The following is a 15,410-nucleotide window of genomic DNA, read 5'->3' on the forward strand; positions in this document are numbered from 1 at the left end:
CGGGCGCGACCAACGGCCTGATGCTGCACCTCCTGCTGACGCAGCCGAAGGCCGCCGACGAGCCGTCGCCCGAGAACGACGGCTGGGGCGAGCGGTGGGTCGACATCGCGGCCGACCGGGCGAGCGAGCGCTGGGCGGCAGTCGCGGGCGACTTGACGACGACGCGCGCCCGCCACGCCGTCGAGGATTCCGTCCGCTTCTACGCGGCGCGCTCGACGGCGAACGGCGATCTGGTCGAACGCAACGCGCGCGTCGTGTCGCGCGTGCGCGCGGCGCTGCTGCAGGCGAGCCAGGGCGATCCGCTCGCTGATCTGCTGCGCGATCCGAACCTGCCGCGCGACGTGCGGCTGGTCGACGTGGCGGGCGGCGCGATCACCGTGTTCCAGACCGCGGCGTCGGCGAAGACCGCGGGCCCGTCGGTGCCGGGCGCGTTCACGCCCGCGGGCTGGAAGGTGATCAAGGATCGGATCGAACGGTTCACGGCCGATCGCGAGAAGTCGCGCGACGAGACGAGCTGGCTGCTCGGGTCGCCCAGCCAGGCGGGCGTCGCGAACGCGGACGCGATGGCGATGCGCGCCGGGTACTTCCGGCGCTACGTCGACGCCTGGCGGTCGTTCCTGCTGTCGCTGTCGGTCCAGGCGCCCACCACCGTCGACGAGACGCGGAACCTGGTGAAGGCGCTCCTGACACAGAAGCCGTTCGATGCGATCTGGCGGAACGCCTCGAAGGAGCTGATCTTCAAGGACGACTCGCCGATCGCGGCGGCGATCAACAAGGGCAAGGGCGGGCTGCTCCAGAAGGTCAGCGCCGCGAAGAAGAAGATCCTCGGCGACGACGCCGCGGACGGGGCGGACGGCGCCGACGCGGCCGGCGCGAAGCCGGTCGCCGGCACGGGCGGCGATCCGATGAGCCCAGAGGACGTCGGCCTGGAGTTCTCGGGCTTCCTCGGGTTCGGCATGACCAAGCCGACCGGGCTCGAGGCGTACACGCAGGTGCTGACCGAGCTCGCCGCCGCGCTGGGCGACCAGGGCGCGCCCGATCCCAAGGCGTTCCAGACCGCACTCAAGAACGGCCGCCTGAAGCTGTCGACCCTGATCTCGAACTACAACGAGCACGGCTGGGAGGCGGGCCTGCTGGAGCGCATCCTGATGCCGCCGCTCAGCGGCGCCGAGGTCGCGGTGAGCGGCGCGACGGGCGACTCTGCCAACCGCAAGTGGTGCGAGACCGTGGTCGTCGTCTACGACCAGCTGCTGGCGGGACGGTATCCGTTCATCGCCAACCGCAAGGCGCGCGAGGCGCGCGTGGCGGACATCGACAAGTTCTTCGCGCCCAAGACCGGCGTGCTCTGGCAGTACTACGCCGAGGCGTTGCAGGCGGACTTCGAGCATCCGGCCGGCACGACCGTCTTCCACCTGAAGGACCAGGCGAGCGTGAAGTGGAAGCCGAGCATGGTGGTGTTCCTGAAGCGCGCCCAAGAGCTGACGGACCTGCTGTACGCCAAGGAGCCGGGGAAGCTGTCGCTGGCGGTCTCGATGCGCCTGCGCGCGTCAGCGCCGTACAGCAAGATCATGTTCGAGAGCAGCGGGCGCAAGCTGACCTACTTCAACACCAAGGAGCGCTGGGAGGACGTGGCGTGGCCCGGGCAGGGCGCGGTGTTCCGCTACTTCCAGAAGACCGGAGACGGTGAGCTGGGGCAGCCGGAAGGCGAGTGGGCGCTGTTCCACCTCATCGACCAGGGCAAGCTCGTCTACGCCAACGACGGCGAGGAGTTCATCTCCGGGACCTGGACGCCGTCGGAGCTGGCGGCGCCGATCCACGCCGACCTCAAGCCGGTGATCCTGCCGCGCGCGTTCCGCAACATCGAGATCCCGCGCAGCGTGGTCGCGGGCTCGTCGGGGTGCCATTGATCATGAGCAAGGTCGGCGTCTACGGAAAGGTCGCGAGCCAGGCGGACTTCCTGCGCGTGAACGCGGGCGCGTTCGCGCAGGCCGGTCTGGATCGCTGGATCGCGGAGGGACTCGAGATGATCCGCGCCGAGCGGACGGCGTTGCCGGCGGGGCCGATCTCGTTCCTGATCGCGGCGCCCGGGGCGCCGGCGCTGATCGGCGCGTTCGCCCCGGCGGCGGACGCGGCGGGACGCGCGTCCGTGCTGGCGGTGTTCGTCGAGCTGGTGCGCGAGGGGCTGGCCGACCGGCTGTCGTCGCTGCCCGCGACGTACGCGTATTTCATCAATGCGGCGGGCGCGCTGGCCGGATCGAGCGCCACGCACGACGGCGCCGCGATCGCGGCGGGCGCGCAGCAGCTCGAATCGATCTTGCCGGACGAGGGGCCGGGCGGCGCCGACGGCCTCGCGGGCGAGACCGTGTCGTCGCTGATCGAGGCGATGGGCGGCGGTCAGCCCGCGCTCGCGTATGCGTGCCGGACGCTGGTGGCGGCGTGCGATCAGGCGGCGAAGGCGGGGGAGGGGCGCGGCGGGATCACCGTCGACGCGCCGGCGCCGTCGCCGATGGCGCAGCAGCTCTGGCTGGCGATTGCGCGCGAGCGGCTCGGCTGGCGGGATTCCGTTCCCGCGCTGATGTGGACGGACGGTCCGGACGGCCGCTTGCTGATGACGCTGGGGCCGCCCGCGGGATCCGCGCTGGCGTTCCTCGCGAACCCGCGCCACCGCAGCAACCGCTTCTGGCCGATGCGCACCGACGTCGCCACCGCCGTGCAGGAAGCGGTCGGGGCGCTGAGCGCGCAGCAGCGCGCCGTCACGGGCGATCCGGGCGCGTCGCTGGCAGAGCTGGCCGCGGCGTTCGCGCGCTGACGGGCCGCGCGGGCGAATCCGGCGACGCGCCGGTGAGTACGCGACGCCGCGTTTGAGCAGAATACGCGGCGTTTTTATCATCTTTTTGAGAGCGGCCTCGCTCTCCGAACGCGTGAGCCGCGGCCACAGCGGCGGGGCACCTACCGGCGTGCTCGAGAACCCGCTGCAGCGAAACCTTTTCATAGTCGCCGTCGTGCTCGTCGTCGGTGGGTGCGGCTCCGCGGCCATCAAAGACGACGGCGGCCCGATGGACGCCGAGAACGATCATCCGGCGGGCATGGGCGGCAAGGGTGGCACCGCGGGCAGCGCGGCGGGGGCGGCCGGGAACAGCGGCGGGGTCGCGGGCGCGATCGGCGCCGGCGGCATCGCGGGCAGCGGACCCGGTGCCGGCGGTGCCGCGGGTACGGGCGCGACAGCGGGCGCTGGCGTCGCAGGCGCGCCGGGGACCGGCGGCGCCGCGGCTGGTGGCGCCGGCGGCGCGACGGCGGGCAGCGCCGGGCGCGGCGGCACCAGCGGCAGCGCCGGGAGCAGCGGCGGTAACGGCGGCAGCTCCGGGGCCGGTGGCAGCACCGCGGGCAGCGCCGGGCGCGGCGGCAGCGGCGGCAGCGCCGGCGGCGGCTCGGGCGGCGCAGGACGCGGCGGCAGCGGCGGCGGCGGCACGACGGGCGCCGGTGGCGGCGGCGGCGGCGGCTCGGGCGGCGCGGGGCGCGGCGGCACGACCGGCGGTGGCGGCGGCGGTTCGACGGGGGCCGGCGGCGGCGGCACGACGGGCAGCGCGGGGCGCGGTGGGACGGGCGGTGCGGGCGGTACGCCGCTCGCCGGCCTCGGCGCGTCCTGCTCCAACGCGAACCAGTGCCTGTCGAACTACTGCGTCGACGGCGTGTGCTGCAACGTCGCGTGCAACCTCTCGTGCCAGGGCTGCAGCATGGCGACGACGGGCGTGTCGTCGGGCACGTGCTCGATCCGGTCGAACCAGCCGGCGGGCACGCAGGTCTGCAGCGGCGCGTGCGTCAACACGCAGACCAACGCCACCCACTGCAACATGTGCAATCACGCGTGCTCGCAGCCGTCGCTGCCGAACTCCGTTCCCGCCTGCACCGCGGGCGTGTGCGGCACGGCCTGCCGCTCGGGCTATACGATGTGCCACGGCACGGCGGACAGCTGCGTCGCTACCGGATGGGACTGGGAGACCGGCGACAACATGGGCTGGGTCCCCACGAGCGAGTCCCCGTTCATGCCCAGCATGGACCACCCACACCTGGGCCAGTGGTCGTTCGAGGGTATCGGATCTGGCGTCTCCAGTCCCGGGTTCGCCGAGGTCTACGCCAGCTGCGACGCGCCGAGCACGGACTACCCCGTGTTCGACTTGCGCGGCAAGAAGGTGAGCGCATGGGTCATGCTGAACGGATCGTTTCCGGCGGGGACGGCGAGCTGCCGGCTGTTCGCTGACCTGGTCTCAGGCGGGTCCCTGAACCGCACGACCCTCGCCACCAACTCGAACCCGCTCACCACGACCTGGTTCTCGCTCTCGGCGACCTTGCCGAGCACGGGTTCACAGGCCTTCGGGATCGCCGTCGAGTGCACGCTTCCGACCGACTGGAACTCGTCGCCGACGAAGCGCTGGTACATCGACGACGTCACGATCGAGTAAGGGGCGAAGGGCTGCGGTGAAGACGGGCCCCTCACCCTGACCCTCTCCCCGCGGCCGGGGAGAGGGGATCTGATCTCGCTACTCGAAGGCGTACTCGAAGTCGTCGGCGGGGGCGGTGATCTTCACGCGCTTGACCGGGTTGGCGTCGCCCATGCGGACGAGCAGCTCCTGGCTGATGCGGGGCAACAGCGTGTTGGTCAGGATCGCGTCGATCATGCGGCCGCCGCTCTCCACCTCGGTGCAGCGGCTGACGATCAGCTTCACCACCTTGTCGTCGTACTCCAGCGGGATGCCGTGCGCGTCGGAGACGCGGCGCACGACGCGCCCCAGCTGCAGCTTGACGATGCTGCCCATGATCTCGTCGCTGAGCGGGTAGTACGGGATCGTGACCAGACGTCCGAGCAGCGCCGCCGGGAACACCTTCAGCAGCGCCGGCCGCAGCGCGGTCGCGATCGCCTCCGGCTCCGGCATCAGCTGCGGGTCCTTGCACATGGTCGCGATCAGATCGCTGCCCACGTTCGAGGTCAGCAGGATGAGCGTGTTCTTGAAGTCGATCATCCGCCCCTCGCCGTCCTCCATGACCCCCTTGTCGAACACCTGGAAGAAGATCTCGTGGACGTCGGAGTGCGCCTTCTCGACCTCGTCGAGCAGGACGACGCTGTACGGCTTCCGCCGCACCGCCTCGGTCAGCACGCCGCCCTCGCCGTAGCCGACGTATCCGGGAGGTGCGCCCTTCAGCGTCGAGACGGTGTGCGCCTCCTGGAACTCGCTCATGTTGATCGTGATCAGGTTCTGCTCGCCGCCGTACAGCGTCTCGGCCAGCGTCAGCGCCGTCTCGGTCTTGCCGACGCCCGACGGGCCCGCCAGCAGGAACACGCCGATCGGCTTGCGCGTGTCGGCCAGGCCGGCGCGCGAGGTCTGGATGCGGCGGGCGATCATGTCGAGCCCATGGCGCTGCCCGATCACGCGCTGGCTCAGCGAGTCGCCCAGCTTCAAGACGGTCTGGATCTCGTCGTTGACCATCCGGCCCACCGGGATCCCCGTCCACTCGCCGACGACCGCCGCGACCGCTTGCGCGTCGACCGTCGGGAAGATGAGCGGCGTCTGCCCCTGCAGCTTGTGCAGCTCGGCCGTCGTCGCGCGCAGCTTCTCGTCGTCGCCTTCCTTGCGCGCCGCCTTCCGCAGCTCGAGGATCTTCGCGACCAGCTCCTGCTCGGACTTCCAGCGCTTCTCCAGCTCGTCCAGGCGCCCGCGCTCGCCTTCGATCTTCGCCTTGGTCGCCGCCTCGCGCGCGGCGACGTCCCAGCCGGACGCCTTCTCGCGCCCGATGATCTCGAGCTCGATCTCGAGGCCACGGATCTTGCTGCGGCTGTCCTCGACCTCCGCCGGCACCGCGCTCTGGCTGATCGCGACGCGCGCGCACGCCGTATCCAGCAGGCTGACCGCCTTGTCGGGCAGCTGGCGCGCCGGGATGTAGCGGTGCGACAGCTTCACCGCCGCCTGCAGCGCCTCGTCGAGCACGCCGATCTTGTGGTGCTCCTCGAGCGTGCCGGCCATGCCGCGCATCATGCCGATCGCCTTCTCCTCGTCCGGCTCGTCGACCTGGACGACCTGGAAGCGGCGGGTGAGCGCCGGATCCTTCTCGATGTACTTCTTGTACTCGGCCCAGGTGGTCGCGGCGATCGTGCGCAGCTTGCCGCGCGCCAGCGCCGGCTTCAGCAGGTTCGCCGCGTCGCCCGTCCCGGCGGCGCCGCCCGCGCCGACCAGCGTGTGCGCCTCGTCGATGAACAGGATGATCGGCTTGGGCGATGATTGCACCTCCTCGATCACCTGGCGCAGCCGGTTCTCGAACTCGCCCTTCATGCTGGCGCCGGCCTGCAGCAGACCGACGTCGAGCGTGCGCAGCTCCACGTCCTTCAGCTGCGGCGGCACGTCGCCCTGCACGATGCGCAGCGCGAAGCCCTCCACCACGGCGGTCTTGCCCACGCCCGCCTCGCCCACCAGCATCGGGTTGTTCTGGCGACGGCGCATGAGGATGTCCACCACCTGGCGAATCTCCTCGTCACGGCCGACGATAGGATCGATCTTGCCGCTGCGCGCCTGCTCGGTGAGGTCCACCGTGAACTGCTTGAGCGCCTCCTGCTTGCCCATCTGCGCCGGGCCCATTGCGCCACTGGCTTCGCCCGGCACGGCGCCGCCCATCTTGAAGCCGTCCGAGGCGGTCTGGTTGTCCTCGGGCGAGCCACCGACCACTTCGGCGAACTGGTCGGTGAGGGTGTCGAGCTTGATCTTCTCGAACTCCTTGGAGATGCCCACCAGCACGTTGCGCAGGTGGCGCGTCTGCAGGATACCGACGACGAGATACCCGGTGCGCACCTGCGCCTCGCCGAACATCAGCGTGGCGAACACCCACGCGCGCTCGACCGACTCCTCCACGTTGCTGGAGATGTCCGAGATGCTGCTGGAGCCGCGCGGCAGGCGGTCCAGCGCGTCGGTGACGTCGCGCACCAGATTGGACGGGTTGAGGTTGAACTGCTTGATGATGTGGTGCAGGTCCGAGTCCTGCAGCTGCAGGATCTGGTGGATCCAGTGCACCAGCTCGATGTACGGGTTGCCCCTGAGCTTGCAGAATACGGTGGCACTTTCGATGCCCCGGTAGGCGATCTTGTTGAGCTTGCCGAACAGGGCGCTGCGACTGATGTCTGCCATGGTGCTGGAATCCTTGCGACGTTAGCGGGTGACTCCCGCGCACAGGGCGCGGGCGTGGATCGAATCGGTTCGGTGGAGCGGAAGGCGTGGCATCGGGCTCATCCGGTGGGGCGCAGCACAACCTCGTCGGCGTCGGTGTGCCGCCGCGGCTGGCCGAGCCAGGTGGTCAGGCCCATGCGCCCCGCCTGGCCCAATCGCGTGGCGGGAATCTCCTCGCGCCGCAGCACCAGTTGCACGTCCCAGGCCTTTTCCTCGCCGGCGTAGCTCTTCACCGCGGCAACCAGTTGTTCCAGTGCAGGGCCGCCGGGCAGGAAGTGCTGGAACTGCGTTCCATCGAGCGGGCCGATGCGCAGGCGGAAGCGCTGCTGCGCACCCCACACGCTCTCGCCGACCACCGCGGTGCGCCCGAGCGAAGCCACCGGCGCCCCGCCGCCCAGGCGCAGGTGCGCCTCGCCCGGCAGGCGCATCCACTCGGCGACAAACTCCACCACCCGCACCGGAATGCGGAAGAAATCCTGCAGCAGGGTCTGCAGCCCCTCGGCGTTGCGCGCCTGCTGCAGCAATCGACCGGCGAAAAAACGCTTGTAGCGGTCGGGCATCGCATCGCGATCGCCCACGTGCGGCGTGGCCAGTCCCACCAGCGCGCCGACGTAGGTGCCGAAGCGGTCCTGGCTGGGGCGGTCGTACTGCACGGTCGGCTGGGCGTCCGCCCAGGCGCGGTAGAACAGGCTCATCATCCGGTGGTGGAAGATGTCCGCGAAGGCGGTGAAGGTGCTGTCGCGCGAGTTGATCTGCCGGTCGATGGCGTATTCGGTGAGGTGCAGCGGCAGCGCGGCATTGGGGCCGAACAACCCGAGGAACAGGCCGTGCACGCGCACGGGCTTGCCGTCTGCCGGCTTGTCCACGCGGTCGAGCATGCGCGGGGCGAACGCCAGCGAGGGCGTGTGGCACAGCCGCACCGGATCTTCCGACGGCTTGGTCGACTCGCCCAGCCGCGGCTGGTTCGGATAGGCGCACTCGATCCGCCGCACCGCGTCGAAGAAATCGAAGCGCTCCGGGTGTTGATGCAGCGCATCGAGCAGCGCTACAGGATCTGGCGCTTGCCCAGCTGTGCCGGCCATCGGGCCACCTCGTTGCGTTCCAGGGTGCGCAGCACCGTCTCGGTGAACGAATTGACCGAGACGTAGCGCGCGAAGAAGTGCTGCATGACCGAGCCGAGCAGAAAGGCGCCGGTGCCTTCGAAGGCGCCGTCGTCGCAGGTGAGCGTGATCTCCAGGCCGCGGCCGAAACTGATCGGCCCCGGCACCGGAATACGCCGCACGATCGGCGTGGTGCCCACCGCCTTGACGCCCTCGATCTGCCGCCGCGCGCCGGAGTCGAACTCGTCGCAGTACAGCGTGAGCATCTCGCGCAGCGCGGCGGCGCCCTGCTCGCTGCCCTCGCCCAGCAGCGAGGCGTAATTGAGCTGCAGGTGGCTGAGCAGTCGCCAGGCCGTCTCACCGGTGGCGGTGGGCGCCCGCGGCTTGGTCGGGCCGGCCACGCAGCGGATCGACTGCACCGGCGCGCCGGCATCCATGGTGAAGTCGGTGGCGCCCTTGCCCACCGGCATCTGCAGCGGCAGGTCGCGGTTGGTGCACAGCAGCTGCATGCCGATCTGCCGCAACGACGTGGCGAACGGCGCATCGCGTGCGTCGACCAGCGAGATGAACATCTCGTTGCCGACATAGCTCGAGCGCGCGCCGTGCAGCTGCTGGCGGGCGGAGAGCAGGCGCGGTTCGCGGCGCACGGTGTAGAAGGCCGCCGTGCCGCTGTGCCAGGTGCGCTCGTCGCAGCCGTAGAACGGCTGGAAGCGCAGCTCCGGCTCCTGCCGATCACCGAAGCCCTCCACCTCGCTGACCGAATGGATCTCGAAATCCATCGGCCGCGTGCGATCGGCCAGCACGTGGTATTCGGTCTTGCCCGCCTGCAGGTGGATGCGGTCGGCACGACGCTGGAACAGGTTGATCGCCGGCGTGCAGAACAGCCGGAAGTTGCCCGCGTCCACCGCGTTGTGCAGCCGCGCGATGCTGCGGTCGAACAGCACGTCGATCTCGAACGTGCTGCCCTGCGACCGGGACAGCACCGAACGCAGCCCGGTGAACTCGGCAAACAGGAACCGCTCGGGACAGGCGAAGTACTCCTGCAGCAGTCGATAACCGCTGAACGATCGCGCCGTGTAGGGAATCAATGCCTCGCTGTCGTCGAACCCGCGCGGACGGATGGCGTCGGCCGGAAATGTGGTCGTCACGGTGCTGCCCGACGCCCCCGGCGCGCGCACCACGTAACCCACGGCGTTACCCAATAGCTGCTCGTACAGGCGCTTGGGCAGCTCGTCTGCGCCGGCGATGAACACCGGCAACCGGTCCAGCGCCAGCGCATTCGCCGGCGCACCCGCGGTGACCCGGAACGCCAGCCGCAGCCCGGCGCGCACGGTCTTGCCTTCGGGCATCGGCACACCGGCCGCGGCCAGGGCGGCCGGGGTCTCGAAATACTTCGCCTCGGACAGCTCCAGCGGCCACAGCGTGACGTCGTGGGCGGTGCGGTATTCGCAGGCGGTGCGATCGTCGCGGCCGGTCTGGCTGCGCAACGCAGTGTGCCGGGGCACGGTGTGGCCGGCGACCAGGGCGGCTTCTTTCACGTCCGGCTGCAGCTGCACCACCGCCATCGACGGGATCGGCGTGAGGTAGTGCGGGTAGACCATCTCCAGCAGGTGCTGGGTGAACACCGGGTACTGCGCATCGAGCTTGAGCTGCACCCGCGCGGCAAGAAACGCGAAGCCCTCCAGCAGCCGTTCCACGTAAGGGTCGGCGCACTCGAAGCCTTCCAGCCCCAGCCGTCCGGCGATCTTGGGATATTCGCGCGCGAACTCGCCGCCCATCTCGCGGACGTGCTGCAGCTCGCGGTTGTAGTAGCGCAGCAGGCGCGGATCCATGCTCATCAGCCGAACCCCTCGGAGACGCGGAAGGCACCGGTTTCCAGGTCCACCTCGGTCTTCAGGTAGAGCTTCAGCGGAATCGGCTGCGCCCACATCTCCGACTCGATGTTGAACACCAGCGACTGCTGGTCCATGCGCTCGGTGTCCGCGTTGACGGTGACGCGCAGCGTACTGGCGGTCAGGCGCGGCTCGAACGCCAGGATCGCGGCCCGCAGCTGGCGCTGGAGCGTGGCAGCCTCCACTCCGGACAGCGCGGTGCCGGTGAGGTCGGGGATGCCGAAATTGATTACCGAGCGGGCGACCTCGGGGTAGTCCGCCAGGTCACTTTCGGCGCCGAGGTTCACGCAGTTGAGCAGCCAGGCAATATCGCGGGTGACGCACTCGCGCAGGCGGTTGGCGTTGATCACGCGCTTGTCGCGGCTTTCCTCGCGCTGGAGCGGTTCGTCGTCGGTGAGACGGTCCAGCAGCGAGGGCTGCAGGCGTTCCTGGGTGGTCAGCTCGGCCATGACGCCCGTGACCCGTCAGGCAGCGGCGAAGGTGATGGCGCGGACATCCAGCAGCGGATATTCGCCCGCGTCCGTGGCAAGCATGCGCTGGCCGCGGGCGACCTGGAAATCGTCACCCAGGTCCAGCCAGTCGGTGGCGCGGGCGAGCACGATGTCGCCCTCGGTGGCCCGTTCGGCACCAGGGTAGCGCGCCGGCACGAAGCCGACGGCCTGGCCGCCATTGGCCCAGGTGATCTGTACCGGCGCCCAGATCTTGTCGCGCAGATCGGTCGGCGCCTCGAACACGAGCTGGCTGATGCGCGAGAACGGCGCCCAGGCGTAGCCGCCCTTGGTGATCACTTCCAGGCACGGACCGAAGCGGGGGTCGGCATCGGCCATCCACTCGAACGGCGCACCGTCGATGGCACCACCGACTGCGTCGGCCTGCTCGAATGCCTGCTCGCGCAGCGCGGCGGCCTGCGCGTGGCGGCCTTCGGCGTTGAGCTTGAGCGCCTGCAGCAGCAGTGCGACCCACTGCGCGGGCTCGCCGATGATCACCGGCGCACGCCGCCCCTCCAGCACCTCGACGCGCTCGCGCTCGCCGGCCAGGGCCACGTTGTAGGCGCCGACCATCAGGGCGTTCTGGGGGTCCAGCTCGCCGGCCACGGCAAGCTGATTCTGGGCGCGTTCCCACTGCCCCAGCACTGCCAGCAGCTGGAACAGGAACACGCGGCGCTTGGCGTCGGCTGGATGCGCACGCACCTGCGCGGTGAGCGACTGCAGCGCCTCGTCGAGCCGGCCTTCCTTGAGCAGATTTTCGGGACTGTTATCCACGCGCATGCCTTGGTTGACGAGAAGGACGCAGGAAAATGCAGCGACCGGCCGGGCCGATCGCGAAATGGGGGTAGTACGGAACGACCGCCGGCGGGCGGCGGTCGCGCCGCGCCTGGCCGACCGATGGACACGCCACGGGGCCGGCAGGCATTTGCACACCACGCGGGTGCGCCGTGACGGCGCACCCGGCAGGTAGCGGGGCGATCAGGCCGCCGCGACCTTCTGCATGTCGTAGGTGAAGTCCTTCGCGCCGCCGAGCTTGGCGCCCTTGTCATCCTGCGGCTGGAACGAGTACTTGAACTTGCCGAAGTGCAGGGTGATGTTCTCGGTCAGGCGATCTTCGCCACCCGAGCCGCCGGTGGAATACGAGGTGACCAGGATGCCTTCGCTGAGCTCCAGCGTGAGGAAATCGGTCTGCTCGCCGGTGGCGTTGGTGACATACAGCCAGGCCGTGTCGATGCGACCGCCGGTGCACACCGCGTTCAACAGTGCGTTGGAGCAGCTGTCGACGTACTTGGTGATGGAAATATCCTGCACGTTGGCCTTGCCGCCGCTGGCGCCCGCGCCGCCGTGCAGGTCACCGGTGTTGCTGGCGCCCCACGACCAGGCAAGGATCGGAACCTCGCCGGTGTGCTTGGCGTGCTTGGACGAGCCCTCGATCTTGACCTTGCCCGAGCCGAACTTGATGTGCATGTCGAATGCCATGAAACCTCTCCTCGATCACCTGTGATGAATGGATGACGCCGTTCGGGAACGTCCCCGCACCGGTCGATCCGTGGTTGACGCATGTGTTGCATGGGGACGACAGCCGGCCTGGGACCGTCGTTGAACACCGTCCGGGAAGCGACCGTCCCCCTGCCGCATCCTTGTGTTGACACCCATGGGCGATCCCGGCGCTGCCGGGACCGCCCGTGGCTGGATCAGCCCTTGGCCGCCGACGGCAGGCGCGAGACCAGCCGCAGCGACACGGTGAGCCCCTCGAGCTGGTAGTGCGGCTTGAGGAAGAACTTGGAGGTGTAGTACCCCGGCGCGCCCTCGACTTCTTCCACCACCACCTCGGCGGCCGACAGCGGCTTGCGCGCCTTGGTCTCCTCGCTGGAGTTGGTCGGGTCGCCGTCGACGTAGTTCATCACCCAGTTGGTGAGCCAGCTCTCGACCTGCTCCCGGCTGGAGAACGAGCCAATCTTGTCGCGCACGATGCACTTCAGGTAATGCGCGAAGCGGCTGGCGGCGAACAGGTACGGCAGGCGGCAGCTCAGTGCGGCGTTGGCGGTGGCGTCCGGGTTGTCGTACTCCTCCGGCTTGGCCAGCGACTGCGCGCTGATGAAGGCGGCCATGTCCGAGTTCTTGCGATGCACCAGCGGCATCAGGCCCATCTTGTCCAGCTCCGCCGAGCGGCGGTCGGTGATGGCAATCTCGGTCGGGCACTTCATGTCCACGCCGCCGTCGTCGCTGGGGAAGGTGTGCACGGGCAGGCCTTCCACCGCACCGCCGGACTCGATGCCACGAATGCGCGAGCACCAGCCGTACTCCTTGAACGAGCGGTTGATGTTCACTGCCATCGCGTAGGCCGCGTTCTGCCAGGTGTACTTGGACGAGTCGGCACCGGAGGTGTCTTCCTCGAAGTCGAACTCCTCCACCGGGCTGGTCGCGGCGCCGTACGGCAGGCGCGCCAGCGTGCGCGGCATCGCCAGCGCGAGGTACTTGGCGTCTTCGGACTCGCGCAGCGAACGCCAGGCGGCGTAGTCCGGCGTGGAGAAGATCTTGGCCAGGTCGCGCGGGTTGGCCAGCTCGTTCCAGTTGTCCATGCCCATCAGGGTGGAGTTGGCCGCGGCGATGAACGGCGCGTGCGCGGCCGAAGCTACCTGCGCGATGCCCGCGAGCATTTCCACGTCGGGCGGGCTGTGGTCGAAGTAGTAGTCGCCGACCAGGCAGCCGTAAGGCTCGCCACCGAGCTGGCCGTATTCTTCCTCGTACATCTTCTTGAAGATCGGGCTCTGGTCCCAGGCGGTGCCCTTGTAGCGCTTGAGGGTCTTGCCCAGCTCCTTTTTGGAGATGTTCATCACGCGGATCTTCAGCTGCTGATCCGTCTCGGTGTTGTTCACCAGATGATGCAGGCCGCGCCAGGCGCTCTCGAGTTTCTGGAAATCCTCGTGGTGCATGACCAGGTTCAGCTGCTCGCTGATCTTGCGGTCGAGCTCGGCGACGTAGGCGTTGATCGTCTGCGTGACGTCCTCGGAGACGATGTCGGACTTGTTCAGCACCTGCTCGGCGAGGGTGCGGACGGCCGACTCGACCTCTTCCTTCGCGCGCTCGCTCTTGGGCTTGAACTCCTTGCTCAGCAGCGCGGCGAAGTCACCCGCTTCGACGGTCGCGGTGGCGCCGCCGGTTTCGGCCAGTTTCTCGGTTGCCATGTGTGCTTACTCCCCGTCCTTGTCGTCGCCGGGCTTGGGCGCCGACACCAGTGATTGCAGCAGCGCCGGATCGTTGATCGCCTGCGCGATGAGCTTTTCGGCACCAGCCTTGCCGTCCATGTAGGTGCCCAGGTTGGCCAGCTGGGTGCGTGCCTCCAGCAGCTTGGCGACCGAGCTCACCTTGCGCGCCACGGCGGCGGGCGAGAAGTCGTCCATGCTTTCGAAGGTGATGTCGACGTTGAGGTTGCCCTCGCCGGTCAGCGTGTTGGGCACGGCGAAGGACACGCGCGGCTTCATCGACTGCAGGCGCTGGTCGAAATTGTCGACGTCGATCTCGAGCGCCTTGCGCTCCTCGATCCCCGGCAGTTCGGCGTTGTTGGCGCCGGACAGGTCCGACATCACGCCCATCACGAACGGCACCTGCACCTTTTTCTGGGCGCCATAGACCTCTACGTCGTACTCGATCTGCACGCGCGGCGCGCGGTTCCTGGCAATGAACTTCTGACTGCTTTGCTTGGCCATGCTCGTGTCTCCTTCAAACAGGATTTACCGGTGATGAGGGCGGATCGGAGCCACGGCCGACGACGTGCCGAGCCCGCCGCGACGAACCGCGGCAAACGCGCTTGATGACGTCATTCGTGTCCCCCTGCTGCTGATGCGGAACCCGGCCGCCACCGGCGACCGCGACAAGCGCGGCACCGCCTTCGGCCAAGCTGTCCGCCGGGCGGTTGCAAGCCCTTCCACAGGGTTAGTGCGCGCCGGTGCGGGCGATCTGGTCAGCCGCAATTCAGCGCATTCAGCACGAATTCAGGAATGGACGGAAATAGCACGCACGCGTCGCCATCACGGCGACCCATGGCGACCGTGGCGAGGAGGGAAAGGCGCAAACGGAACGGCGCGGAGGCCGGTATCGCGCGGGCGTGAAACGCTGGCCACCAGCGGCCAGCGGGCGCTATCAGCCCTGCAGCTCGCGCTGCAGCCACGCGCGCGCCAGGCGCCACTCGCGTTGCACGGTGGCCGGCGAGATGCCCATGGCCGAGGCAATCTGCTCGGCGGTTAGGCCGACGAAGAAGCGCATCGACACGATATTGGCCTGGCGCGGGTCGATCTGTTCCAGCGCCTCGAGGCACTCGGCCAGCGCCGCGTAGTCGACATCGTGGGTCAGCGCGCCGGAGATTTCCGACAGCTCGATGCGGTCGGCGTGCTGCGGCCGCTTGGCGGCCTGGCGGCGGCGGGCGGCGTCGATCAGCACCTCGCGCATGGCCCGGGCGGCCACGCCGAGCAGGTGCCCGCGGTTTTCCCACGCGGGCGAGCCACTGCCGCCGAACACTTTCAGATACGCCTCGTTGACCAGCGCAGTGGCGCTCAGCGTTCGCTCGCTGGAGTTCTGCCGCAACTGCGCGCCGGCGAGCCGATGCAGGGCTGCGTACATCTGTCGAAGCGCCTCGTCCATGGCGTCCGGGTCGCCCGCCTGGGCCGAATGCAGCAGGCGGGTGACTTCCGATTGGTTATCCATCACGTTCATACATGCATC

At 69.1% G+C, this 15,410-nt stretch carries 12 protein-coding genes; 3 read left to right on the forward strand and 9 right to left on the reverse strand.

All coding sequences use genetic code 11. From position 1 onward, the window contains the following. The 3 genes from VFG40_RS07285 to VFG40_RS07295 all read left to right on the forward strand — a co-directional run. The coding region (locus VFG40_RS07285; RefSeq protein ID WP_324896442.1) for an ImcF-related family protein at window positions 1-1,907 on the forward strand (1,907 nt) is incomplete at its 5' end. A 2-nt stretch (window positions 1,908-1,909) separates the two neighbouring features. Beyond that, window positions 1,910-2,809 carry a type VI secretion system-associated protein TagF gene (tagF, locus tag VFG40_RS07290; protein WP_324896444.1) on the forward strand — a complete coding sequence of 300 codons (900 nt, stop codon included), beginning with the start codon at window positions 1,910-1,912 and terminating at the stop codon, window positions 2,807-2,809. A 52-nt stretch (window positions 2,810-2,861) separates the two neighbouring features. Continuing rightward, a complete protein-coding gene (locus tag VFG40_RS07295; RefSeq protein ID WP_324896446.1) occupies window positions 2,862-4,460 on the forward strand; it encodes a hypothetical protein in 1,599 nt (532 codons plus the stop codon). A 78-nt stretch (window positions 4,461-4,538) separates the two neighbouring features. Here VFG40_RS07295 and tssH read toward each other — a convergent pair whose 3' ends face one another. The 9 genes from tssH to VFG40_RS07340 all read right to left on the reverse strand — a co-directional run bounded on the left by tssH (window position 4,539) and on the right by VFG40_RS07340 (window position 15,392). Beyond that, the gene (gene tssH / locus VFG40_RS07300; RefSeq protein WP_324896448.1) at window positions 4,539-7,169 is read right to left on the reverse strand and encodes a type VI secretion system ATPase TssH; all 2,631 of its coding nucleotides are present in this window, start codon (window positions 7,167-7,169) and stop codon (window positions 4,539-4,541) included. A gap of 98 nt (window positions 7,170-7,267) precedes the next feature. Then, window positions 7,268-8,290, reverse strand: a complete 1,023-nt coding sequence (gene tssG, locus VFG40_RS07305; protein ID WP_324896450.1) for a type VI secretion system baseplate subunit TssG — start codon at window positions 8,288-8,290, stop codon at window positions 7,268-7,270. Further along, window positions 8,254-10,140, reverse strand: a complete 1,887-nt coding sequence (gene tssF, locus VFG40_RS07310; RefSeq protein WP_324896600.1) for a type VI secretion system baseplate subunit TssF — start codon at window positions 10,138-10,140, stop codon at window positions 8,254-8,256. Before tssF ends, tssG begins: the two co-directional genes overlap by 37 nt. A 5-nt stretch (window positions 10,141-10,145) precedes the next feature. Next, a complete protein-coding gene (gene tssE / locus VFG40_RS07315) occupies window positions 10,146-10,649 on the reverse strand; it encodes a type VI secretion system baseplate subunit TssE (protein WP_324896452.1) in 504 nt (167 codons plus the stop codon). A 15-nt stretch (window positions 10,650-10,664) separates the two neighbouring features. Then, complete coding sequence (locus tag VFG40_RS07320) at window positions 10,665-11,462, reverse strand: type VI secretion system accessory protein TagJ (protein WP_324896454.1); 798 nt, start codon at window positions 11,460-11,462, stop codon at window positions 10,665-10,667. Between the two features lie 204 nt (window positions 11,463-11,666). Then, on the reverse strand, window positions 11,667-12,167 hold the full coding sequence (locus tag VFG40_RS07325; protein ID WP_324896457.1) for an Hcp family type VI secretion system effector: 501 nt from the start codon (window positions 12,165-12,167) through the stop codon (window positions 11,667-11,669). Between the two features lie 215 nt (window positions 12,168-12,382). Next, the gene (gene tssC / locus VFG40_RS07330) at window positions 12,383-13,876 is read right to left on the reverse strand and encodes a type VI secretion system contractile sheath large subunit (RefSeq protein ID WP_324896459.1); all 1,494 of its coding nucleotides are present in this window, start codon (window positions 13,874-13,876) and stop codon (window positions 12,383-12,385) included. A 6-nt stretch (window positions 13,877-13,882) separates the two neighbouring features. Beyond that, a complete protein-coding gene (tssB, locus tag VFG40_RS07335) occupies window positions 13,883-14,398 on the reverse strand; it encodes a type VI secretion system contractile sheath small subunit (RefSeq protein WP_324896461.1) in 516 nt (171 codons plus the stop codon). 433 nt (window positions 14,399-14,831) lie between these two features. Continuing rightward, a complete protein-coding gene (locus VFG40_RS07340) occupies window positions 14,832-15,392 on the reverse strand; it encodes an ECF-type sigma factor (RefSeq protein ID WP_324896463.1) in 561 nt (186 codons plus the stop codon). Window positions 15,393-15,410 lie beyond the last annotated feature (18 nt).

It is taken from the genome of Dyella sp. (assembly GCF_035685805.1).
Lineage (GTDB): Bacteria > Pseudomonadota > Gammaproteobacteria > Xanthomonadales > Rhodanobacteraceae > Dyella_A.

Coding starts and splice junctions, on each gene's coding strand:
- tagF (WP_324896444.1), top strand. CDS start 1,910: ATGAGCAAGGTCGGCGTCTACGGAAAGGTCGCGAGCCAGGCGGACTTC.
- tssH (WP_324896448.1), bottom strand. CDS start 7,169: ATGGCAGACATCAGTCGCAGCGCCCTGTTCGGCAAGCTCAACAAGATC.
- tssG (WP_324896450.1), bottom strand. CDS start 8,290: ATGGCCGGCACAGCTGGGCAAGCGCCAGATCCTGTAGCGCTGCTCGAT.
- tssF (WP_324896600.1), bottom strand. CDS start 10,140: ATGGATCCGCGCCTGCTGCGCTACTACAACCGCGAGCTGCAGCACGTC.
- tssE (WP_324896452.1), bottom strand. CDS start 10,649: ATGGCCGAGCTGACCACCCAGGAACGCCTGCAGCCCTCGCTGCTGGAC.
- VFG40_RS07325 (WP_324896457.1), bottom strand. CDS start 12,167: ATGGCATTCGACATGCACATCAAGTTCGGCTCGGGCAAGGTCAAGATC.
- tssC (WP_324896459.1), bottom strand. CDS start 13,876: ATGGCAACCGAGAAACTGGCCGAAACCGGCGGCGCCACCGCGACCGTC.
- tssB (WP_324896461.1), bottom strand. CDS start 14,398: ATGGCCAAGCAAAGCAGTCAGAAGTTCATTGCCAGGAACCGCGCGCCG.
- VFG40_RS07340 (WP_324896463.1), bottom strand. CDS start 15,392: ATGGATAACCAATCGGAAGTCACCCGCCTGCTGCATTCGGCCCAGGCG.